This is a genomic window from Knoellia sp. Soil729 (assembly GCF_001427985.1).
Taxonomy (GTDB): Bacteria; Actinomycetota; Actinomycetes; order Actinomycetales; family Dermatophilaceae; genus Knoellia.
On the sequence record NZ_LMSA01000002.1, the window covers coordinates 1,058,354 to 1,080,467 of the forward strand.

Annotated in this window: 20 protein-coding genes; 8 read left to right on the plus strand and 12 right to left on the minus strand. The window is 70.2% G+C overall.

What is annotated here, in order from left to right:
- The first annotated feature begins 23 nt into the window (after positions 1-23).
- Positions 24-656: an alpha/beta hydrolase gene (locus ASG74_RS10030; RefSeq protein ID WP_056142231.1), complete on the plus strand. Its 633-nt coding sequence runs from the start codon at positions 24-26 to the stop codon at positions 654-656.
- A 33-nt stretch (positions 657-689) separates the two neighbouring features.
- Here ASG74_RS10030 and ASG74_RS10035 read toward each other — a convergent pair whose 3' ends face one another.
- The 4 genes from ASG74_RS10035 to ngcE all read right to left on the minus strand — a co-directional run bounded on the left by ASG74_RS10035 (position 690) and on the right by ngcE (position 5,176).
- A complete protein-coding gene (locus ASG74_RS10035; RefSeq protein ID WP_056142233.1) occupies positions 690-1,634 on the minus strand; it encodes an N-acetylglucosamine-6-phosphate deacetylase in 945 nt (314 codons plus the stop codon).
- 74 nt (positions 1,635-1,708) lie between these two features.
- Positions 1,709-2,605 (minus strand): carbohydrate ABC transporter permease, encoded by an 897-nt coding sequence (locus ASG74_RS10040; RefSeq protein WP_056142236.1) that lies wholly within the window; start codon positions 2,603-2,605, stop codon positions 1,709-1,711.
- A complete protein-coding gene (locus tag ASG74_RS10045) occupies positions 2,605-3,603 on the minus strand; it encodes a carbohydrate ABC transporter permease (RefSeq protein ID WP_056142237.1) in 999 nt (332 codons plus the stop codon). Before ASG74_RS10045 ends, ASG74_RS10040 begins: the two co-directional genes overlap by 1 nt.
- Before the next feature lie 151 nt (positions 3,604-3,754).
- The gene (gene ngcE / locus ASG74_RS10050; protein ID WP_056142240.1) at positions 3,755-5,176 is read right to left on the minus strand and encodes an N-acetylglucosamine/diacetylchitobiose ABC transporter substrate-binding protein; all 1,422 of its coding nucleotides are present in this window, start codon (positions 5,174-5,176) and stop codon (positions 3,755-3,757) included.
- Positions 5,177-5,484: 308 nt separating this feature from the next.
- On the opposite strand from ngcE, the gene ASG74_RS10055 reads away from it, so the two are divergent.
- Entirely contained in the window at positions 5,485-7,320 is a 1,836-nt protein-coding gene (locus tag ASG74_RS10055; RefSeq protein ID WP_056142243.1) for a DUF5107 domain-containing protein, read from the plus strand.
- Here ASG74_RS10055 and ASG74_RS10060 read toward each other — a convergent pair.
- Both ASG74_RS10060 and ASG74_RS10065 read right to left on the minus strand, forming a co-directional pair.
- Positions 7,307-7,804, minus strand: coding sequence for a glutathione peroxidase (locus tag ASG74_RS10060; protein WP_056142246.1), 498 nt, complete (start codon positions 7,802-7,804; stop codon positions 7,307-7,309). The genes ASG74_RS10055 and ASG74_RS10060 overlap by 14 nt on opposite strands.
- 22 nt (positions 7,805-7,826) lie before the next feature.
- A complete protein-coding gene (locus tag ASG74_RS10065) occupies positions 7,827-8,636 on the minus strand; it encodes a DeoR/GlpR family DNA-binding transcription regulator (RefSeq protein WP_056142249.1) in 810 nt (269 codons plus the stop codon).
- A 136-nt stretch (positions 8,637-8,772) separates the two neighbouring features.
- On the opposite strand from ASG74_RS10065, the gene ASG74_RS10070 reads away from it, so the two are divergent.
- Together ASG74_RS10070 and ASG74_RS10075 are read left to right on the plus strand one after the other, a co-directional pair.
- The gene (locus tag ASG74_RS10070; protein ID WP_056142252.1) at positions 8,773-9,669 is read left to right on the plus strand and encodes an SIS domain-containing protein; all 897 of its coding nucleotides are present in this window, start codon (positions 8,773-8,775) and stop codon (positions 9,667-9,669) included.
- The gene (locus ASG74_RS10075) at positions 9,669-10,502 is read left to right on the plus strand and encodes a class II fructose-bisphosphate aldolase (protein WP_056142256.1); all 834 of its coding nucleotides are present in this window, start codon (positions 9,669-9,671) and stop codon (positions 10,500-10,502) included. Before ASG74_RS10070 ends, ASG74_RS10075 begins: the two co-directional genes overlap by 1 nt.
- A 296-nt stretch (positions 10,503-10,798) precedes the next feature.
- On the opposite strand, the gene ASG74_RS10080 is transcribed toward ASG74_RS10075, so the two are convergent.
- Both ASG74_RS10080 and ASG74_RS10085 read right to left on the minus strand, forming a co-directional pair.
- Positions 10,799-11,728 (minus strand): 1-phosphofructokinase family hexose kinase, encoded by a 930-nt coding sequence (locus ASG74_RS10080; RefSeq protein WP_056142258.1) that lies wholly within the window; start codon positions 11,726-11,728, stop codon positions 10,799-10,801.
- The gene (locus ASG74_RS10085; RefSeq protein ID WP_056142261.1) at positions 11,725-12,627 is read right to left on the minus strand and encodes an ROK family protein; all 903 of its coding nucleotides are present in this window, start codon (positions 12,625-12,627) and stop codon (positions 11,725-11,727) included. Before ASG74_RS10085 ends, ASG74_RS10080 begins: the two co-directional genes overlap by 4 nt.
- 295 nt (positions 12,628-12,922) lie before the next feature.
- Between ASG74_RS10085 and ASG74_RS10090 the strand changes: the two genes are divergently transcribed.
- The 3 genes from ASG74_RS10090 (at position 12,923) to ASG74_RS10100 (ending at position 17,104) form a co-directional block, all read left to right on the plus strand.
- Positions 12,923-14,464 carry a DEAD/DEAH box helicase gene (locus ASG74_RS10090; RefSeq protein WP_056143495.1) on the plus strand — a complete coding sequence of 514 codons (1,542 nt, stop codon included), beginning with the start codon at positions 12,923-12,925 and terminating at the stop codon, positions 14,462-14,464.
- A gap of 123 nt (positions 14,465-14,587) precedes the next feature.
- Positions 14,588-16,057 carry a glycosyltransferase family 39 protein gene (locus ASG74_RS10095; protein ID WP_082569638.1) on the plus strand — a complete coding sequence of 490 codons (1,470 nt, stop codon included), beginning with the start codon at positions 14,588-14,590 and terminating at the stop codon, positions 16,055-16,057.
- Positions 16,058-16,171: 114 nt separating this feature from the next.
- The gene (locus tag ASG74_RS10100) at positions 16,172-17,104 is read left to right on the plus strand and encodes an alpha/beta hydrolase (RefSeq protein ID WP_056142266.1); all 933 of its coding nucleotides are present in this window, start codon (positions 16,172-16,174) and stop codon (positions 17,102-17,104) included.
- Here the strand turns inward: ASG74_RS10100 and ASG74_RS10105 are convergent.
- A complete protein-coding gene (locus ASG74_RS10105) occupies positions 17,091-17,855 on the minus strand; it encodes a dienelactone hydrolase family protein (RefSeq protein ID WP_442910084.1) in 765 nt (254 codons plus the stop codon). The two genes, ASG74_RS10100 and ASG74_RS10105, sit on opposite strands and share 14 nt — an antisense overlap.
- Positions 17,856-17,974: 119 nt before the next feature.
- Here ASG74_RS10105 and ASG74_RS10110 point away from each other — a divergent pair, with 119 nt between their 5' ends.
- Entirely contained in the window at positions 17,975-18,496 is a 522-nt protein-coding gene (locus tag ASG74_RS10110) for a hypothetical protein (protein ID WP_056142272.1), read from the plus strand.
- A 4-nt stretch (positions 18,497-18,500) separates the two neighbouring features.
- Here the strand turns inward: ASG74_RS10110 and ASG74_RS10115 are convergent, their stop codons facing one another.
- The 3 genes from ASG74_RS10115 to ASG74_RS10125 are packed head-to-tail and all read right to left on the minus strand — an operon-like array spanning position 18,501 to position 22,113.
- Complete coding sequence (locus tag ASG74_RS10115; RefSeq protein WP_056142274.1) at positions 18,501-19,379, minus strand: ABC transporter permease; 879 nt, start codon at positions 19,377-19,379, stop codon at positions 18,501-18,503.
- On the minus strand, positions 19,376-20,527 hold the full coding sequence (locus ASG74_RS10120) for an ABC transporter permease (RefSeq protein ID WP_056142276.1): 1,152 nt from the start codon (positions 20,525-20,527) through the stop codon (positions 19,376-19,378). The genes ASG74_RS10115 and ASG74_RS10120 overlap by 4 nt, the downstream gene beginning before the upstream one ends.
- Positions 20,524-22,113 carry an ABC transporter ATP-binding protein gene (locus tag ASG74_RS10125; RefSeq protein ID WP_056142279.1) on the minus strand — a complete coding sequence of 530 codons (1,590 nt, stop codon included), beginning with the start codon at positions 22,111-22,113 and terminating at the stop codon, positions 20,524-20,526. Before ASG74_RS10125 ends, ASG74_RS10120 begins: the two co-directional genes overlap by 4 nt.
- Between the last annotated feature and the right edge of the window lies 1 nt (position 22,114).

Genomic DNA, 22,114 nt, shown 5'->3' on the forward strand with positions numbered 1-22,114 from the left:
GCGCTCAGCTGCGAAGAGGACGTGTGGCCACTGCTGAACCATCGTTGACGCGTCTCGACGCCCCGAACCTGCCCAACCCGATCATCCTCATGCTCCACGGCGGCAAGCCGAGCTCGCGCGACGAGGTCGGGGAGCGGAGTGCGTCGTGGCTACGGTCGTCCTGGATGGCGCGCGCGATCTCGGGGCGGGCCAACGCCGCGGGTGCCAGCGTGTGGCTGCTGCGCTATCGCGAGCGCGGGTGGAACGGCGGGTCAGGGCCCGTCGCCGATGCACGCTGGGCCCTCGACTGCGTGCGGGCGACGCGTGGGGACGTGCCGGTCGTCCTGCTGGGCCACTCGATGGGCGGCCGGGTCGCCGTGCACGTCGCCGACGACCCGTCGGTGGTGGGAGTCGTCGCTCTCGCCCCGTGGTGGTCGAGCGCCGAGCCCGTGCGCACGCTCACCGGACGCTCGCTCGTCGCCGCGCACGGGCGACGGGACCGGCTGACCTCTTTTGCCCAGACCCAACGCTTTGTGGAGCGGGCACGGGCGGTCGCCACCGACGCGGAGCTCGTCGACATGGGGCCTCGCGGGCACTACCTCATCGCCGGGGCGAACGAGTGGAACGACGTGGCGCTCGAGTCCTCGCTGCGGATGCTCGACGCGGACCGCCCGTAGCCACCCGGAGAGGGCCATCAGGGACGGGGCTGCTCAGGACACGAGGATCGACGCGGGGGTGGTCGTCGCGGCGGTGAGGACGTCGGCCTCAGGGAGACCGGCGACCTCCACGGCCCACCGGACGCAGTCGGCCAGCGTGGACGTCGACCCGGCGATCGAGCCGCGCCCGGAGCCACCGTCCGCGAGGCGCGCCACCCCACTGGCCACCTCCACCTCGAGCGTGCCGATCGTGTAGTCGCCGTCGCCCAGGCCGGTCGCCGCCATGGCGTCCGACACGAGAGCGATGTGCTCGGGACCGACGGTCTCGAAGACCATGCGCACGACCTCGGGCGCGACGTGCACCCCGTCGGTGATGAGCTCGACGATGCAGTCGCCGCGCGCCCCGGCGGCGAGCGCGGCAGCGACGGGACCGCCGGCGCGGTGGTGGAAGGGCGGCATACCGTTGAAGAGGTGAGTCACCAGCGGCGGGCGCCCGCAGGTGTCGGCGATCGAGGCGAGCATCGCCGTGACGACCCCGGCGGACGCGTCCGTGTGGCCCACGGCCGGCAGGATGCCGTGCCGTGCCAAGGCCTTGACGAGCCCCGCGGAGCCGACGCGCTCGGGCGCAAAGGTCCACTGCACCAACGCGTCCCGCACGCCTGCCTCGGCGCAGGTCGACACGAGCGACTCGACGAGGGCCAGGTCGGGGTCGGTGAGCACCGACGGGTCGTGCGCCCCCCGGCGCTCCTCGGACAGGAACGGTCCCTCGAGGTGGATCCCGGCGAGTTCCCCCGACGCCACGAGCGGCGCCAGGGTCGCGACCTGGGCGATGAGGGTGTCGGGGCGACCGGAGACGAGCGAGCCGACGAGCGTCGTGACGCCGGCCGCGTGGTGGTGCTCGGCGGCCTCCGCCGACCCCTGGGTGTCCTGGCCGAACTCGTGCCCGAGAGCTCCGTGGCAGTGCAGGTCGACGAGGTCGGTGGCGTTCGGGAAGCTCACCTCAACACCCTATTCCCCCCTGCCTTGTGTGCCTGAGCGCGAGCCAGGACTCGCGCTCAGGCACACAAGGCGGGTCATTTGAGGGTTCCCTGGGACAGGGACCCCTGGAGCTGGCGCTGCGAGAAGATGTAGACCGCGAGGACGGGGACGATCGTGATGACGACCGCAGCGAAGAGCTGGCCGAAGTCCACGGCATACCCGGCCTGTGAGGCGAAGCGCGCCATGCCCTGCGACAGGACGTAGTTGTCCTCGGTGGTGTTGAGGGCCACGGGAAGGAGGAACTGGTTCCACATGCCGAGGAAGTTGAAGATCGAGATCGCGACGATGCCCGGGCGGGCCATCGGCAGCATCACCTGGAAGAACGTGCGCCACTCCCCTGCCCCGTCGAGCTCGGCCGCTTCGGCGATCTCGTGCGGCAGCCCCCGGAAGAACGGGAAGAGGAAGAACACGGTGAAGGGGAACGCGAACGCCACGTAGGTCGCAATGAGGCCCGGGAGGGTGTTGAGGAGTCCCGTGTTCTTGAGGACGAAGAACAGCGGCACGATCGCGAGGAAGACGGGGAAGGTCAGGCCCGCGAGGATCAGGTAGTAGACGAGTCCGCTGCCGGGGAACGGGTAGCGCGCCAGCGAGTAGGCCGCCATGGAGCCCAGGATCATCACGAGGACGAGCGAGACGGTCACGACGATGACGGAGTTGAGCATGTAGCGGCCGATGTGGGAGTCGGTCCACGCCCCGATGTAGTTGTCGAAGCTCCAGCTCTGCGGCAGCGACAGCGGTGACTGGAAGATCTCGCCGGTCGTCTTCCACGAGGACAGGAAGACCCACAGCAGAGGCAGGACGACGATGATCGTCCAGATCGTGAGGACGACGTGGGACACCACGGTGACCTTGCGGTCGCCCTTGGCCTTGGGACTCGGGGCGTCACGGTCGGGGGTGCCCGTCGTGACGCCGGTGTCGATGTCGGTCGCCATCAGCTGTCCTTCCCGCCGGTGAAGCGGTTCACGGCGAAGACGATCCCGGCGAAGGCGAGGGTCAGCAGCGCCAGGACGACGCCCATGGCGCTCGCGAGGCCGAACTGGCCCTTCTTGAACGCGGTGTTGAAGAGGTCCTGCGTGATCGTCAGCGTGGAGTTCTGCGGGCCGCCACTGGCGTTGAGGGCTGCCATGTAGACGAACGCGTCGAGGGCGAGGATCCCGAGGTAGACGTAGGCCGTCTGGATCGTGTCGCGCACCATCGGGATGGTGACCATCATCGTCATCCGCAACCGTCCGGCGCCGTCGACGCGAGCCGCGTCGTAGAGCTCGGCGGGGATGCCCTTGATCGCCGCGATGAACAGGACCATGTAGAAGCCGACGAAGCCCCAGATGATGACGAACATCGTCGCGGGCATGGCCGTGGAGACCTCGCCGAGCCAGGCGAAGCTCTTGAACTGGTCCAGCCCGATGCCGGTGAGCAGGGCGTTGACCAGGCCGGCCGACGGGTCGAACATCTGAGCCCACACGAGGCCGATGACGATCGCCGGGATCGTGTAGGGGAAGAACGAGACGATGCGGTAGACCGACGAACGCGCGAGACCGCGGACCGCACCGGTGCTCTCACCACCCACGGTCACCATGGTCGCCAGCGCCAGCGACAGCACGATGGTGACGATGGGCACCACCAGGGCGAGCAGCAGGTTGTTGCGCAGCGCCTTGAGGAAGATGTCGTCGTGCAGCAGGGCGGTGTAGTTCTTCAGGCCGATGAAGTCGAACGTGTCGGTGAACCCGCTCCAGTTCGTCAGCGAGTAGATGAACGCCTGGACGAACGGCCAGAGCACGAACACCGAGTAGAAGGCGAACGGCAGACCGAGCGTGACGAGGAGGAACCCCCTGCGGGCCCACGTCATGCGCTGACGGGGCCGACGCCGGAAGCGGTTCGAGCCCTGGCCCGAGGGTGCGACGTCCGTGATGGGTGGCACGACAACCGTCATCGGGTGCCTTCCTGTCCGCCGGTGAGGGCGAAGGGTGAGGTGGCTGGTGGTGAGGTGACTGGTGGTGAGGTGACTGGGACTGGGGCCACCGAGGTGATGGTGCGGACATGACGGCGCCCGGCCCGGCAGAGCTGCCGGACCGGGCGCAGGGTCACTTGACCTCGACCTTCTTGACGGACGAGTCGTTGGCCACCTTGTCGGTGATCTTCTGCAGCTGGTCGGTCAGCTTGGCTGCGTCGATCTGGCCCGAGAGGAAGGCGTTCCACGGCACCAACATGTCCTGGTTGGTGCCGTAGATGTCGACGAAGTTCCAGGTGAAGACGTTGTCGCCGGCGTCCTTGAGCATCTTGCCCTGCGACTGCAGCGCCGTGGAGCCGAAGCCGTCCTCGGGGACGGTGTCCTTGACGATGGTCGGCGACAGCTTCGTCTTGGCGAAGTTCGTCGCGGCCTCCTTGGAGAGCATCGTGCGGAGCAGCTCCTTGCCACCGGCGGCGTTCTTGGCCTTGCTCGGGACGATGTAGGGCTCACCGGCCGCCGAGTGCAGGGCCTCGTAGGGCATCTTCGAGCCCGAGGTGAGCGTCATCTCGGGGGCGCCCATCATCTTGAAGCCCTCCTTGGTCTGCTTCTTCATCTCGTTCTCGATCCACGAGCCCGAGGGGTAGAGCAGGGCGGCCTGGTCGTTGCTCCACTGGGCCTGCGCGGCGGTGAACTGCGTCCCACCGCCACCGGGCTTCATGTAGCCCTTCTGGACGATCGTCTCGAGGGCCTTGAAAACGCCCTGGATGGCCGGCTTGGACCAGCACTTGGCCTCGAGGTTCTCGAGGGCGAGGCGCACCTCGTCGCCGCCCTCCTTGATGGCCGAGGCGATGGCCAGGGTCTGGTAGTAGGTCGCGGCCTCCTTGCCCCAGAGCATGAGGAACTTGCCCTTCTCCTTGGCCTTGGCGCCGAGCGCGATGGCCTCGTCCCAGGTCTTGGGGGGCGTCCAGCCGTTCTGCTCGAACAGCGACGCGGAGTACCAGATGGCATAGACGGTCTGGACGTAGTTGATGGCGACGAGCTTGCCGTTGATCGTGCCCGGTGCCTCGACCCCCGGGTAGAGCGTGTCGGAGATCGTCGTGCCCTCGAGGTTCTTGGCGGCGAAGACCTCCTTGAGGTCCTCGAGCTGGTCGGCGATGGTGTTGAGGCCGATCGAGTTGGCGCCCGAGTTGTCGATGAGGTCCGGCGGGTTGCCACCGACGAAGCGCGGCTGGAGCTCCTGCGCGATCTGGGTCGAGGGCTTGACGGAGAAGGTGCTGCCGGCGTGGTTCTTCTGCGCCACGTCCGCGGCGAAGGTCACGTAGTCGAAGCCGTAGCCACCGTTGAAGATGACCGCCTCGACGGTCGCCTTCTCGGCCATGCCGAACGGGTTCTTGTCGTTCTTCTCGCCACCTGCCGCGGGGCTGCTGCTCGACGTGTCGTCCGAGCCGCCACCCGTGGCGCAACCCGCGAGGGCCAGCGCCGGAATGGCGACACCCCCGGCCATCGCCAGTCGAAGAATCGAGCGCCGATCCACCTGCTTGCCTGGAGGGTTCATCCACTTCCTACTTCCGGGTCCCGGGCGCAGCACAGACCGCCCGTCATTGGGCAACACAGTGTTGATGTGTCGTGATCGCCATATCGTGCTGCGCGTGATCGATTGTGTCAAGGATCTCGACCGAAGCACTCACAATCGAGCACTATGAGGGCATGGCTCATCCCCCAACCGCCCACGCACGGCGCATCACCCTGTCCCTGATCGGCACGCTACCGGGCCAAGCGAGCCCCGTGGCGGCACTTGCGCCAGTGCGTGAAAATATCACGGCCAGAGTGAGCGATGCGGCACCTTCTGACATGAAAGTCCGGATGGCGCATGGACGGCTCTCCTCGCCCCTGCCCTACGGCGTCGTCAGCGACTACGACCGCTGTGACCGCCACCTCGAGCTGCCGGCCATCGAGCTGAGCAACGAGCACCTCAGCGCGACGATCCTGCCCTCCCACGGCGGGCGGGTGTGGTCGCTCCAGGCGCAGGAGGACGGTCGCGACCTCGTCCACCGCAACGCCCGCCTGCGCTGGGCCAACTTCGGCCTGACCGACGCCTGGTTCGCCGGGGGCATCGAGTGGAACCTGGGCTCGACCGGTCACTCGGCGATGTCCAACCTGCCCATGCACAGCGCCATCCTCGACACGCCCCTGGGGCCGGTGGTGCGCCTGTGGGAGTGGGAGCGCACCCGCGACCTCGTCCTCCAGGTCGACCTGTGGCTCAGCGGTGCACGGCTCATGGCGTCGACGCGGGTCCTCAACCCCGACCCGGAACCCAAGCCGCTGTACTACTGGACCAACGTCGCTGTGCCCGAGACCGCCGGCACGCGCGTGCTCGTGCCGGCGGACTCGGCGTGGCGCACCGACTACGAGGGCACGCTCGAACGGGTGCCCGTTCCCTTCCCGGACGGCTCGGTGGACGTCAGTGTCCCCAGCGCCAGCCGGTATGCCGCGGACTACTTCTTCGAGGTCGCGCACCAGCAGGGTCGGCTCGTCTGCGCGGTGGAGCCCGACGGCCACGGGCTGGCGCAGACCTCGACCGATGCCCTGCACGGCCGCAAGCTCTTCCTGTGGGGCAACGGTCCGGGAGGCCAGCGGTGGCAGGACTGGCTCGGCGAGCCGGGGAGCCGCTACCTCGAGATCCAGGCGGGGGTGTGCCCGACCCAGCTCGAGCACGACGTCCTCGACGCGAGCGCCGAGCGGACGTGGACCGAGGCGTTCCTGCCCCTCGACCTCGACCCGGGCGTGGTCGGAGCCGACTACGAGACCGCGACCTTGGCTGCGCGCACGTCCGTCCACGAGGCGGCATCGCCGCAGTGGCTGGCCGAGGTGCACGAGCAGTGGCGCCGAGAGGTGGCCGACCTCGCTCCCGGGGAGCTGGTCGCCACCGGGTCCGGCTGGGGGCGAGCGGAGCTCGCGCTGCGGGGGGCCGACCAGCCGCTCGCCATGCCGTTCCCGGAGGTGGAGGACGAGAGCCGGCCCCTGCTGCAGCTGGCCCTGAGCGGGAACCGCTCCGGGCTCGACGACCTGCCTGCCGACTCCCCGCTGCTGCCGGTCATCTCGGACCGGTGGACAGCCGCACTGGCCGCGTGCGAGGACGCCGAGGGTGCGGACGGCTCCGGCTCACGAGACCCCAGCCCTCGAGGCCCCGGCTCTCGAGGCCCCGGCTGGTGGGTGCCGTATGCGCTGGCCACGGCACGCCACCTCAAGGGCGACCGCGAAGGGGCGCGTGCGGCATACCGGACAAGCTGTGAACGGCACCCGAACGCCGGGTCGCTGCGTGGGCTCGCGCTGCTGGCCGAGCACCCCGCGGAGCGGGCGGAGCTCTACCGGCAGGCCTTCGCGCTCGCCCCTGACGACCGTCGCCTGGCGGTGGAGCTCCTCACGTCAGGGCGCGAGGCGGGGCATCCGGACGAGGTGGTGGCGACGGTCGGCGACCTGCCCGAGGCGGTGCGCTCCCACGGCCGCATCCAGCTGCTGCTCGCGCAGGCTCTTGCCTCCCTGGGCGAGGACGACGCGGCGCTGCAGGTCCTCACGGACCTCGAGGTGCCGGACCTGGCCGAGGGCGATCAGGCCCTGTCGGACCTCTGGACGCAGCTGCGCCCGGGCGAGCCCGTGCCGGCGCGGCTGGACTTCCGGATGGCGGTCACTCCGCAGTGACGGCCAGGGCCTTCTCGATGTCGTCGGTGAGGGACTCCGGCGTCGTCGTGGGGGCATAGCGGTCGAGAACCTTGCCGTCGCGCCCGACGAGGAACTTGGTGAAGTTCCACTTGATCTTGCTGCCGAGCATGCCGCCCTTCTCCTGGCGCAGCCACTGGAAGAGCGGGTGGGCATCGTCGCCGTTGACGTCGACCTTGTCGAACATCGGGAAGCTCACGCCGTAGTTGCGCTGGCAGAACTCACCGATCTCGGCGGCCTCACCCGGCTCCTGGCCACCGAACTGGTTGCACGGGAAGCCGAGGACGACCAGACCCTTGTCCTGGTGCTCCTGCCAGAGCTTCTCGAGGCCCTCGAACTGGGGGGTGAACCCGCACTCGGAGGCGGTGTTGACGACGAGGACGACCTTGCCGGCGTAGGCGCTCAGGTCCTGCGGCTCCCCGGCCAGGGTCGTGGCGGAGAAGTCGGACAGCGTGGTGTCAGTCATGGACGAAGCGTAGTTCGACGCGTCAGACGCAGTGGACGGTGGCTCCGGCAGCGCGCAGGTCCGCGACTCGAGGGTCGGCGTCTGCCGCCGTCGTCACGACGTGGGTCAGCTGGGAGGCCTCGCAGATCTGGGTGAACGCGCGCTCCCCCAGCTTGGGCTCGGCCGCCACGACGATGACCTCGCGGGCACGCTCCACCATCATTCGCGAGACCGCGGCCTCGTCCTCGTGGTGGCAGGTCGCGCCCTCGTGGGCGGACAGGGCGTTGACGCCGAGGATCGCGACGTCGATCCACAGCTGGCTGAGGCCGGCGGTCGCGAGGGGACCGGTCACCTCGTAGGACTCCGGTCGCGGGATCCCCCCGAGACTCACGCACCGCACGTCCCGGCGCAGCACCGCCTCGACCGCGATGTTGAGCGCACTCGTGACGAGGGTGAGGCCGCGCGAGCTGAGGTCGTCGCGGGCGGTGAGGCTGCGCGCGACGGTCGTGGTCGTCGTCCCACCGTTCATCGCGACCACGGTGCCCGGCGCGACGAGGGCCACCGTCGCGGCGGCGATGCGGTCGAGCCCCGAGTCGTTCTGGCTGGCCCGGTAGCGGTAGGGCAGCTCGTAGGCGACCGAGGTCGCGACCACCCCACCGTGGTTGCGCGTCACGAGCTGGCGGCGGGCGAGCTCGGCGAAGTCGCGCCGGATGGTCGCCTCCGAGACCTCGAGGTTCTCGGCGGCCCCGGTCACGCTGAGCCGGCCTTCGGTGGCCAGCAGGTCCAGGATCGCGGACAACCGGGCAGCGCGCTGACGCGGCGCCTCGGCGGTCGCCGGGGTGGTGGGGGGCATGGCTGGACTGTAGCGCGCACTTCACGCAAGATCGAGGGCTTGTGATGAATGACTTTGCTCACTTAGTCTTTGAGTCGGTCAGTATCAATCATCCTCCTTGCGTGCGCTGTGGCCACGCCCTTTCGAAGGACCTTCGATGACATTCCTCGAGCAGGAGATCGCCACCCAACCAGACGACTGGGCCGCCGTGGTCGAGCGTCTCCCGGAGGTCTCCGACCTCCTGCCGAGGGCGGGTGAGCGCGTCGCCACCATCGGCTGCGGCACATCGTGGTTCATGGGGCAGGCGTATGCCGGCCTGCGCGAGTCCCTGGGTCAGGGCGTCACCGACGCGTTCGCGGCGAGCGAGCACCAGCTCGCCCGGGGCTACGACCGGGTCGTCGTCATCACCCGCTCCGGCACGACGAGCGAGGTGATCGAGGTTGTCGAGCAGCTCAAGGCCGCGGGCACGCCCCACGTCGCCCTGGTCGCGACCGCGGGCACGGCCGTCCCCGAGGCCGCGGAGTCGACGATCCTGCTGCCCGAGGTCGACGAGCAGTCGGTGGTCCAGACCCGCTTCGCCACAACCGTTCTCGCGCTGCTGCGTGCCTCCCTCGGGGAGTCGATGGAGCAGGCGATCGCCGACGCACGTGAGGTGCTGGCGGAGCCGGACGACACGGCATACGCAGGCATGTTCGACGCGGAGCAGGTCACCTTCCTGGGCCGCGGATGGACCACCGGCCTGGCCAACGAGGCAGCGCTCAAGCTGCGCGAGTCGGTGCAGTTCTGGGCCGAGGCCTACCCGGCGATGGAGTACCGCCACGGCCCCATCAGCATCGCTGCGCCGGGCCGCGTCACGTGGGCGATCGGTGAGGTGCCCGAGGGACTGCCCGAGCAGGTGCGGGCCACCGGTGGGCACTTCGAGCACCGCGACATCGACCCGATGGCCGAGCTCGTGCGCCTGCATCGCTACTGCCTCGCGCGCGCCGAGGCCGCCGGCATCAACCCCGACGAGCCCCGCAACCTCACCCGCTCGATCATCCTCGACGACGCCTGATGACCCTCTCGCCGCTCGCGCCGCTCCTGGCGCAGGCGCGCTCGGCCGGCCGGGCCCTCGCCGCGTTCAACGTCATCCAGATCGAACATGCCGAGGCGTATGCCGTTGCAGCAGAACGCGCGTCGCTGCCGGTCGTCATGCAGATCAGTGAGAACTGCGTGCGCTACCACGGCAGCCTGCGGCCCATTGCTGCTGCAACGCTGGCGATCGCGCAGGCCTGCTCGCAGCCGGTCGTCGTGCACCTCGACCACGCGGAGGACGTCGCGCTCGTCGACGAGGCGGTGCGCCTCGGCCTCACCTCGGTGATGTTCGACGGGTCGAAGCTTCCCGACGACGACAACCGTGAGGCGACCCGTCGCGTCGTCGCGCAGTGCCACGCAGCGGGGATCAGCGTCGAGGCCGAGCTCGGTGAGGTCGGCGGCAAGGACGGCGTCCATGCGCCGGGGGTGCGCACGGACCCGGGCGATGCGGAGCGGTTCGTCGCCGACACCGGGGTGGACGCGCTGGCCGTGGCCGTCGGCAGCTCGCACGCGATGACCGAGCGCAGCGCCGTCCTCGACGACGACCTCATCGCCGCGATCGCGGCCCGGGTCCCGGTGCCCCTGGTGCTGCACGGCTCGAGCGGGGTCCCGGACGAGGGGCTCGTCTCCGCCGTGGCCGCGGGCATGACCAAGGTCAACATCGCGACCCACCTCAACCAGGTGTGGACGCAGGCGATGGTGCGCCGGCTCGAGGAGTCCCCGACGGTTGACACCCGCACCTACCTGGGGGCGGCACGTGGGGCCGTGGCCGACGAGGCCGAGCGGCTCCTGCGCCTCCTCGCCCCCAGCTGATCACGAGACCGACTGCGACCTCATCGGCCACAGACGGACAGGTGAGGAATGTTCCGGTGCGTGCGTTTGCGACGAAGGAGCAACTGAGCGCGCATCGGGACATTCCTCACCGGCAAGGACTCAGGCGCGATGGTGAGTGTTCCGGTGCGTGCGTTTGCGACGAAGGAGCAACTGAGCGCGCACCGGGACATTCCTCACCGGCAAGGACTCAGGCGCGATGGTGAGTGTTCCGGTGCGTGAGTTTGCGACGAAGGAGCAACTGAGCGCGCACCGGAACATTCCTCACCGGCAAGGACTCAGGCGAGCTCGGTGACGACGATGTCGTCGAAGAGGGCGTCGACATCGGTGCGGTCGATGACGCCCGCGACGGTCTGGCGCACCGCGGCCGCGGACCAGGCCACGCCGACCCTCAGCACCGCGGGCCAGTCGACCTCGTCACGCGCGACCCCGTCGAGGCCAGCCGTGATGGCTGCGGTGAGGGCGTCACCCGCTCCCGTGGCGTTGCCGACTCCCGGCGTGCCCGGCCGGGCTTCGATGACCCGGCCCGTCGCGGTGACGAGGACGATCCCCTCCGGACCCCGGGACACGATCGCGGCCCAGGCACCCTGGCCCACCAGCAGGCGTGCGGCCTCGGTCGGGTCCTCGGCACCCGTCATGGACGCAGCCTCCGAGGCGTTGGGCTTGACCAGGGCCGGGATGGCGGCGAGGACCTCGCGCACCCAGCGACCCCGGCCATCGACGACGAGCTCCGCCCCGGCATCCGCCGCAGCCCTGCACAGGGAGACGATCGCATCGGCCGGGGTGCCCGGGGGCAGGCTGCCCGAGATCGCGAGGACGTCGCCGGGGCGGGCGGTGTCACGCACGATGCCGACGATGTCGTCCCACACCTGCTGCGGCTGGGACTCACCCTGCTCGTTGAGGACCGTCGCGAGACCGTCGGTGCTGAAGACGGCCACCGACCGTCGCAGAGGCACAGGAGTGTCGACCATCCTCAGGCGGATACCGCGCTGGGCGGTGTCCTCGGCGAAGAAGGCCCGGTCCCCGTCACCCACCGGCGCGATGGCCACGTGCTCGACCTCCATGCAGGCGAGGACGCCGGCCACGTTGAGCCCCTTCCCCCCTGCGTGGGTGCCGGTGACGGACACCCGGTGGCTCTCGCCCACGTGCAGGCGCGGCACGGCATACGTGATGTCGCGTGCCGGGTTGGGGGTCAGGGTGAGGATCACGCGGTGGCCTCCAGGGCGAGAAGGGTTGCCCCCAGGGCTGCCGCTCGGTCGCCGAGCGCTGCCTGGGTGACGGTGACTCGCTCGTGGCCGATGGCGTGGACGAGTCCGTCCCGCAACGGGTCGAGCAACGTGGTGCCGGCCAAGGCGAGCCCACCGCCGATGAGGAGGAGTCGGGTGCCGGCTGCGGCGCAGACCGGGGCGATGACCTGGACGAGGTGGTCGATCGCGCCCTGCCAGATGCGGATGGCCTCGGGGTCGCCGTCCTCGACGGCACGGCACAGCGTCTCGGCGTCACCCTCGCGGCCGAGGTGGCGCCAGGCCCGGCCCAGAGCAGCCGCGCTCGCCACTGCTTCCAGGCACCCGTGACGGCCACAGCCGCACACGGGGCCGTCGCGCTCGACGATGACGTGGCCCACCTCGCCCGTCCACTCCGAACCGGCAACGACCCGGCCGCCGGCCAGGAGCGCGCTGGCGATGCCGGTGCCCAGGGCGACGAAGAGGGCGTCGGGTGCGCCCTGTGCCGCGCCATGATGGAACTCCGCGAGCAGGCCGGCGCGCACGTCGTGCCCGGTCGCCACGGGGACGTCGAATCGCTCCTGGAGGCGTTGGCGCAGTGGGAGGTCGCGCCAGCCGAGGTTCGCCGACCACGTCGCCGACCCGGTCGCCTCGTCGACGAGCCCGGGCACGACAGCGCCCACGGCGGCGAGGACACCGTCGATGCCCTCTGCGCGGGCGGACTCGAGGAGGGCGGCGACCGTGTCCGCGATGACGTCGACGACACCCGCGCCGGGGCGCGCAGGCGTGGATGCGCTGTGGGACAACAGGACTGAGCCATCGGGATCCGACAACATGGACTTGACGCGTGTTCCGCCCACGTCGATACCCGCGATCAGCGCCATTGCCACGCGACGATTCTAGGGCGAACCGCTGCACCCCCGTCGCGGCGATCCCGAGGGCTGGGTCACACGCCCCAAGCCCTCCGCGATGCAAGGGATTGAGCACGGAGGCACTAGGGTGGTGGCAGCGGTCCGCACCGTTCTGCCTCGGACCTGCTTCTCTTTCTCACTGTCGATGCCGATGCGCCGCGACCGAGAGACCTCGACGGGGACAACAGCGATGTTGGTCCACTCGTCGTCACTCGGATTCCGCGCCGGGCAGAACCGACTGCATCAGAACTCCCTGGAGTACTCCTTCGTGTCCACTGACACCCGCACCACCCCTGCCCAGAACCAGAGCTCGTCCGACGACACCGCCGGCTTCGGCCGTCTCGGTGTCCCCGAGTCCCTCGTGCGCGTCCTCGCCGAGCGCGACATCCTCTCGCCCACGCCGATCCAGGCCGCGACCCTCCCCGACAGCCTCGCCGGCCGCGACGTCCTCGGACGTGGCCGCACCGGTTCCGGCAAGACCTACGCCTTCCTCCTCCCGATGCTGGCGCGCCTGTCCGCCAACGGTGGCGGTCGCCGCCAGGCCAAGCGCCCCCGTGCGCTGATCCTCGCGCCGACCCGTGAGCTGGCCACCCAGATCGACGAGGCGCTCGCCCCGCTCGCCCAGCCGCTCGGCATCACGTCCAAGACCGTCTTCGGTGGTGTCGGCCAGGGTCCCCAGGTCAACGCGATCACCCGCGGCGTCGACGTCGTCGTCGCGTGCCCCGGTCGCCTCGAGGACCTCATGAACCAGGGTCACGTCAACCTCGACGCCGTGGAGATCACGATCCTCGACGAGGCCGACCACATGGCCGACCTCGGCTTCCTGCCCGTCGTCAAGCGCATCCTCGACAAGACGCCGCGCAACGGGCAGCGGATGCTCTTCTCCGCGACCCTCGACGCCGGCGTCAACACGCTCGTCAAGCGCTACCTGACCTCGCCGGTCACCCATGAGGCCGACTCGGCCCAGTCGCCGATCTCGACGATGAGCCACCACGTCCTCCACGTCACTGCGGACGGGCACCTCCCCGTGCTCGTCGACCTCACCGCAGCCCCGGGCCGCAAGGTCGTCTTCACCCGCACGAAGCACCGCGCGAAGAAGATCGCCCGCCAGCTCAACGCCGAGGGCATCCCCGCGGTCGAGCTGCACGGCAACCTCAGCCAGAACGCCCGCACCCGCACCATGGACGCGTTCCACGCCGGCACGGCGCACACGCTCGTCGCGACCGACATCGCCGCCCGTGGCATCCACGTCGACGACGTCAGCCTCGTCATCCACGCCGACCCGCCGGTCGAGCACAAGGCCTACCTGCACCGCTCCGGACGCACCGCTCGCGCCGGCAACTCCGGCACCGTGGTCACTCTGATGACGGATGACCAGGTGCGCGACGTGCGCGACCTCACCCGCAAGGCCGGCATCAAGCCGACCACCACCAAGGTCAACGCCACCCACCCGCTCCTCACCGAGCTCGCTCCCGGCGAGCGCACCTTCCCGGGCGCGTTCGTCGTCCCCGGTGCCGCCCCCCAGGGCAGTGGCCAGGGCGGCGGCGGCCAGCGGTCCGGCGGATCGCGTTCCGGCGGCCGCTCCGGTGGCGCACGCACGGGCGGCCCGCGCTCCGGCGCTCCCCGTGGCGCGTCCGGCTCGACTCGTGGCCAGTCCGGCCAGGGCTCGACCGGTGGACAGCGTTCCTCCGGCGGCCAGCGTTCCTCCGGTGGACAGCGTCCCGCCGGTGGCCAGCGCAGTGGCGCCCCCCGCCGCTCCGGTGGCGGTGCAGCGGCCTTCTCGTCGCAGTCCCGCGGCTACCGCGGCTGACCCAGCCCCATCGCACGGTGTGCCGGCCGCTTCCCTGAGCGGCCGGCATACCTTTTGCCCTGCGCCCGTCCACGGCTGGGAAATGGGTGAGATCGGGATGGGACCGTCTGCCAGCATGGGCGGGTGAGAGTCCCACGGGGTTCGGTGATCACTGCCCTGACCTTGATCGGGGTCCTCGTGCTCGTCGCTGGTCGCTACGGCTTCCACCGCGACGAGCTCTACTTCATCGAGGCGGGGCACCACCCGGCGTTCGGACAGCCTGACCAGCCGGTCCTCGTCCCGCTCCTGGCCGCTGCGTGGCACACCCTCGTCGGTGGACACCTCTGGGCGTTCCGCATCCTGCCGGCCCTCGCGGCTGCGCTCACGACCCTCGTCGCGTCCCTCACCTGCCGCGAGCTCGGCGGAAACCGTCGCCACCAGGTCACCGCTGCCCTCCTCACCGCCCTCACCTCGATCGTGCCCGCCACGGGTCACCTCTTCTCGACGACCACGTTCGACCTCCTCGGCACGGCCACGACGCTCTGGCTCCTCACTCGAGCAGTTCAGCGCCCGGACCCGGGTCCATGGCTGCTCGTCGGTGTCGCCGCCGGCCTCACGACCCAGGCCAAGGTGCTCGTCCTCACCGTGCTCGCGTGCTGTGCCATCGGACTCCTCACTGCCGGTCCGCGGCGCCTGCTGCTCGCGCCCGGTCCGTGGCTGGCGGCGGCCATCACGGGAGTCCTCGCCGCCCCCTTCCTGGTCTGGCAGGCCGCCCACGACTGGCCCATGCGCGACATCGCCGCCAACATCGCGACTGGCGGGTCGACCTCCTCGGCCGACCGCGCGAGCGTGGTTCCCCTGTCCTTCCTCATGATTGGGCCGCTGGTCTCCGTGGTCTTCGTCGTCGGTGTGGTCCACCTCTGGAGACAGCCGCAGCTCCGCTGGCTGACGATCGCGTATGCCGTGTTCCTCGTCTTCGTCGTCGTGTCCGGCGGGAAGGCCTACTACCCAGCCGGCTTCTTCCCCGCTGTCCTTGCAGCTGGCGCCATCCCGACGGTGGACTGGCTCGACGCCCGAGGGCGCACCCGCCTCGCCGCAGCCGTCCTCGCCGTGGGCACCATCCCGACCGCTGTCTTCTCGCTCCCGGTTGCCCCGCCCGGGTCAGCCCTGTTCACCGTGGCGACGGCAGTCAATCCGGACGGCGCAGAGACCGTCGGCTGGCCGGCATACGTCGAGACGGTCCGCGAGGTGAGTCGAGCGCTCCCCGACCGCGGACGCGCGATCGTGCTGGCGGCCAACTACGGCGAGGCGGGGATGATCACGCTCGCACGCCGCGAGAGTGACGCGGACGCGGCACTGCTGCCCCCGGCATACAGCGGACACAACGGTTTTGGTGAGTGGGGCGCGCCGCCTCCCGAGGCGACCACCGCGATCGTCATCGGGACGTGGCCGGAGACGGAGCTGGGCGCGACCTTCACGAAGTGCACCGCAGTGACTCGGCTCGAGACGCCCGACGGCGTCGACAACGATGAGGACGGCGCGGCCGTGCAGGTGTGCCGAGGGCTCGTCCGGCCCTGGGGACAGGCGTGGGCAAACCTGCGCCGTCTCGGCTGACGGCCGACTCATCACATCTGCAGTGGACACCCAGCGTCGGCGGGTAGCGTCGGCAGCCGCGGGCCTGCCAGCACGTGCCCGCCACGCCCTCGAGCACCACGCCAGGAGCCTTCCATGGAGTCGACCACCCTCGCCGTCAGCGCTGCCGACGGGACGTCGCTGCACACCTTCCGGTGGCTGCCGGACGCACCGCCGCGGGCGATCGTGCAGATCGCGCACGGGATGGCCGAGCACGCGGCCCGCTATGAACGGTTCGCCGAGGCGCTCACCGGGGCTGGCTACGCCGTCTATGCCAATGACCACCGTGGGCACGGGGGCACGGCTTCTGCTGCCGACCACGGCTACTTCGCCGACCACGACGGCTTCAACACCGTCGTGACGGACATGAGCACCGTGAGCGAGTTCGCCCAGGCCGAGCACCCTGGCGTGCCGCTCGTGCTCTTCGGACACAGCATGGGCTCCTTCCTCAGCCGGGCGTATGCCGCGCAGCACGGCGCGCGTCTCGCGGCCCTGGTCCTCAGCGGCACCGGTGGGGACCCCGGCCCCCTGGCCGCCGTCGGGAAGAGAGTGGCCGGCGTCCAGGCCCGGCTGCGCGGGCGACGTCACCGGTCCGGCCTGATGGACAAGCTGACGTTCGGTCAGTTCAACGCCACGTTCAAGCCCAACCGCACCGACTTCGACTGGCTGTCACGCGACGAGTCCGAGGTCGACAAGTACATCGCGGACCCGATGTGCGGCAACGTGTTCAGCGCCGCCTTCTACGCCGACCTCCTCGGCGGGCTGCAGCAGATCAACGGCCGTGCCGCGTTCGCCGCCGTTCCACGCGACCTGCCGATCCTCGTCCTGTCCGGATCGCTGGACCCCGTGGGAGACAGTGCCAAGGGTCCGCGCGAGGTCGCTGGCAAGTACCGCAGCGCTGGGGTGACGGACGTGACGACGACGATCTATCCCGAGGCCCGGCACGAGATCCTCAACGAGACCAACCGCGACGAGGTCACGGCGGACATCCTGGCCTGGCTCGAGGAGCGGCTGCCTACGCGCGACTGACGCGGAGGGTCCTGGCGAACAGGGCCTCGAGCTCGGTGAACGCACGCTCGGTGGCGGCCTCGTCGAAGACGGCCGTGTCGGACATCGTGTAGCCGTGGGCGGCACCCTCATAGACCTCGTTGCGCGCCGAGAGACCCGCGTCGGCCAGCGCCTCCCCGAGCCTGGCGACGGCCTCCGGCCCCATGGAGCGGTCCTGGTCCGCGTGACCGAAGACGAACTCGGCACGCGCGTCCGCGAGGCCCCGATGGGGGCTGTCGTCACCCTCGGTGGCGAGCCCACCTCCGTGGAAGCCACCCACCGCGGCGACGCCGGCGTCGAGGTTGGCGGCGCGCACCGCGAGACGGGCGCCCATGCAGTAGCCCACGGTGCCCACCGGACCCTCGGCGACGCCGGTCAGCGCGCGCAGGGTCTCGAGGTAGACCGGGATGTCTGCTTCGGCGCGGGTGGCCGTGAGCGCCTGCACCCTGGGCATCGCGGCCTCGAAGAACTCATCGCGCGCGCCCGGGTCGGTGAGGTCCGTGGTGGGGGCGAGCTCGTCCTTGGTGCCGTCCCGGAAGAAGACGTTGGGCGCCAGGACGACATAGCCCCAGTCGGCGATCCGCTGCGCCATCTCGGCGATGCGGGGGCGCAGCCCGATGGCATCCATGAACAGCAGCACCCCTGGGTGCTCCTCGGAGGTGTCGCGCTGCGGGCGGGCGACGAAGGCCTCGGCCACCGCACCCTCGGCCATGGGGATGGGGATCGTCTGCACGCTGGCCATTCTGCACCTGCGCCTGCGGCTCACGTTTGGGGAGGTATCTGGAGCCCCTTGTCGCGACTCCTCCGTGATGGCAGGCCAACCGGGCGTTGCCAGGACGAAGGAGGACGACCATGCCCACTGCATCGGATCTCATCACGGCAATCGCCCACGGACGGGTGACCCTCGGCCGCGACCGCCTCGAGTTCCTCGCCTCCTTCGACGACCGCGTCTGGGAGGTCGTCGGCGGAGGACCGCAGGGCCTGAGGGTGCACCAGCGCGGTGATGACGCCTCGCTCAACCCCCAACCCCTCCCTCCCCACGAAGCCGGACGCCAGCTGATGAGCCTGATGGCCCGAGGCATCATCATCGTCAGCGGGCGCGACCAGTCCGCCCAGAACGCCTTCTTCGAGGATGTCGAGGACTGGTGTGGGACCAGCTGGCCCCGCCGGTGGCCGTGGCTCGGTCCGGGACCGGTCCCCGAGCCGGACGCGGAGCATGGCACCGAGCGTGGGCTGCGTGACGACTTCCGGCGGTCAGCCCTGGTCGGCGGTGCCCTCGCGGCGGCGGAGATCGCAGCGCGCTACCCGAGTGGTGAGCTGCGGGACGTCTTCGAGAAGGCGGCCCAGCGGCTCACCGAGGCCGGCCTTGGCTGAGCACTCAGCCGACGATGCGCGACTCGCGGTCGTAGTTCTTGCCCAGGAACTGCGGCACGAGCGCCCACCGGAAGGCGAAGACCATCACGACGAGCGTTGCGACGTAGGGCAGCATCGACACGAACTGGTGCGGGACGCCGATGCCGCTGACCTGGGCCCGCTGGGCGAGGACCTCCATGGCGGCGAAGAACGCGGATCCGGCGAGGATGAACTGGGGCCGCCAGCCGCCGAAGAACGCCAGCGCGATGGCCAGCCAGCCACGGCCGGCCACGATGCCGTCGGCATAGACGCCCGAGAAGACCATCGGCAGGTAGGCACCACCCACGGCCATGAGCGCAGCACCGACGGTGCCTGCCCACAGCCGCGTACGAGTGACGTTGATGCCCAGTGAGTCGGCAGCCTTGGGGTTCTCACCGACGGAGCGCAGGCGCATGCCGGCGTCCGTGCGGTAGAGCCACCACCAGAGGAACAGCGACAGTGCGACCGCAACGAACACCAGCGCGTCCTGGCCGAAGACGAGGTCGGGCAGCGGTGCGATGCGGGGAGGCTCGTCGTTGCCGATGACGACCCGGTAGAGCAGGGACGCGGTGCCGCCGGCGAGGAAGAACAGCGCGAGCCCCACGACGAACTGGTCGAGCCGCAGTGAGGTCGTCGCCCACGACAGGATGAAGCCCACGAGCGCTCCGGCAAGTGCTGCGGCGACGAGGCCGACGACGTTGCCTCCCGCCTTGAGCGACACGACGTAGCCCACGGCGGCACCGAGGAGCATGAGCCCCTCCTGCGCGACGTTGAAGATGCCCGCCCGGCCGCTGAGCATCGTGCCCTGGGCGACGAAGAGGAACGGCACCATCGCGGTGATGGTCAGGGTGAGGAACTCGCTCATGCTGGCGCTCCCGGCGTGGCAGTGGCACTGGCTCGTCGCGCGGAGCGGCCGGCTCGAGCGCGTTGCAACCTCTCGGTCGCGACGTCGGACATGAGCAGGAACAGCAGGATGAGGCCCTCGAGGATGAGGACGATCTCGACCGGCGCTCCCGAGACCCGCTGCATCGACCCCGCCCCGACCTCGAGCACGGCGATGCCGAAGGCCACGAACGGCACCGCGGTGAGGGAGCCACGGGCGATGAGCCCGATGATGATGCCGAGCAGCAGGAAGTTGGACTGGATGCCCTCGAGGGTGCGCTGGTGGACGCCGGATACCTCGATCGCGCCGGCCAGCCCGGCGAGGCCACCGGCGACGATCATCGACGTCACGGCGACGCGGCCGGTCCGGATGCCGTGCAGCTGGGAGGCGCGCTCGTTGAGGCCGACCGCCCGCAGCTCGAAGCCCGCGACGCTGCGCTTGGCCATCACCGCTGCGACGACGGACACGAGCAGGACCAGCAGGACACCCGTGTGCATGGGCGGACGACCGATGCCGGGCAGGACGGCGCCGTCTCCGATGGGCAGCGTCACGGCCCCTCCGGCACCGGGGTCGGACCACACCACGGAGGCGACGTAGTCGAGCACCTCGAACGAGACGAAGTTGAGCAGCACCGTGGACAGGATCTCGTTGACGTGGAAGGACTCCATGAGCCAGGCGGAGATTCCGGCCCACACCGCACCGGCGAGCGTGCCGACCACGATGACGAGCGGCAGCAGGACCACCATCGGGAGGTCCGACATCGTGATACCGACCGCGGCCGCGCCCACCGAGCCGAGGATCATCTGGCCCTCGCCACCGATGTTGAACCGGCCGGCCCCGAGGGGGATCGCGAACGCCAGTGAGAGCAGGGTCAGGGGCGCCCACTTGTGCACGGTCTGGACCATCCCGGTCTCGTTGCGGAACGAGTTGGTGAGGACCGCCCGGAACGCCTTGGCCGGGTCGTGTCCCAGCACAGCGATGAGGACGCCCACGACCACGAACGCAGCCAGCACGGCAATGACATAGGGAATCGCGGCATACGCCATGCTCTTGGCCCGCTGGGCGAGCGGCGGAGCGACGGCGACATCGTCCACCGTGCCCGTGGGGGCTTCCTGGAGGTCGGAGCTCACGCGCCCACTCCTGTCATGAGTCGACCAAGGTCGTAGGGGTTGGCCTCACCACGCGCGAACTCGCCGACGAGCCGGCCGGAGTAGGCGACGGTCACGCGGTCGGACAGCGCGAGCACCTCGTCCAGGTCCTCGGAGATGACGATGACCACGCAACCCTGCGACGCCGCCCGGCGGACGCGGTCGTAGACGAACTGCGTCGAGCGGAGGTCGAGTCCGCGGGTCGGGTTGTGCAGGAGGAGGAGCTTGGGGTTGTGCGCGAACGCCCGCGCGAGGATGACGCGCTGGATGTTGCCGCCGGAGAGCTGTCCACACGGGGTGGCCGCACTGGGCGTCTTGACGCTGAACTCCTTGATCGCGGCGACCGCCTCGGTGCGCGCGGCACGCCAGTTGATCATGCCGGCCTTCGCTCTGGTCCGGTGCGATCCGAGGACGAGGTTCTCGGTGATCCCGGCACCCGGGAGTATGCCGTCCCGCTGGCGGTCCTCGGGGACGTAGACCACGCCGCTGCCCAGCCAGGCGGCGGTGGGCCGACCGACGAGCTCGGCACCGTCGACGCTGAGGGAGCCTGTGGCGGAACGGGTTCCGGTCAGGGCCTCGGCCAGCTCCCCCTGGCCGTTTCCGGCGACCCCGGCGATGCCCAGGATCTCGCCGGGGCGCAGGGAGAGCGTCACGTCGTCGACGAGCGGCTTGCCTCCCTTGCCGGCCACAGTGAGACCGCGGACGGTGACCCGGGCAGGGGTTGGGGTCACCGTGTCCGCGGCCGCACCCTCAGGTTCGGCCTCGCTCGACGTGTCGAGGGAGGCCTCCCCGAGCTCTTCCTCACCGAGGGAGACCTGCGCCGTCTGGGCCAGGGCAGCGGCCTCGGCGTCACCACCCGCGATCTCACCGATCATCGTGGCGGCGAGGTCGTCGGCGGTGGTGTCCGCCTTGTCGACGGTGGCGATCCATCGGCCGTCGCGCATCACCGTCATCCGGTCGCAGACCTCCATGGTCTCGCGGATCTTGTGGGTGATGAGGACGACCGACATCCCGTCGTCGACGATGGCGCGCATCGACGAGAACAGGTCGTCGACCTCCTGCGGGGTGAGGTTCGTGGTGGGCTCGTCCAGGACGAGGACCTTGGCGCCGCGATAGAGCGCCTTGAGGATCTCGACGCGCTGGCGCACCCCGACGGGCAGGTCAGCCACGCGGGCGCCGGGGTCGACCGTGAGTCCGAAGCGCGAGGACAGCTCAGCGATGCGCTGGGCCGGTGTCTGCGTCGAGCCGTCGGGAGCCACGAGCTTGGTCGAGTCGGTGCCAAGGACGATGTTCTCGGTGACCGTGAAGACGTCCACCTGGAGGAAGTTCTGGTGGACCATGCCGATTCCGGCGGTGATCGCATCCTTGGGCGAGGTGATCGTCACGGGAGAACCGTCGACCTCCACCGTACCGGCGTCGGGCGCGTAGAGGCCGTAGAGGACGTTCATGAGCGTCGTCTTGCCTGCGCCGTTGCCGCCGAGCAGGCCGTGGATCTCGCGGTTGGCGACGGTGAAGTCGACTCCGTCGAGGGCCACGACCGGCCCGAAGGTCTTGCGTATGCCGGACATA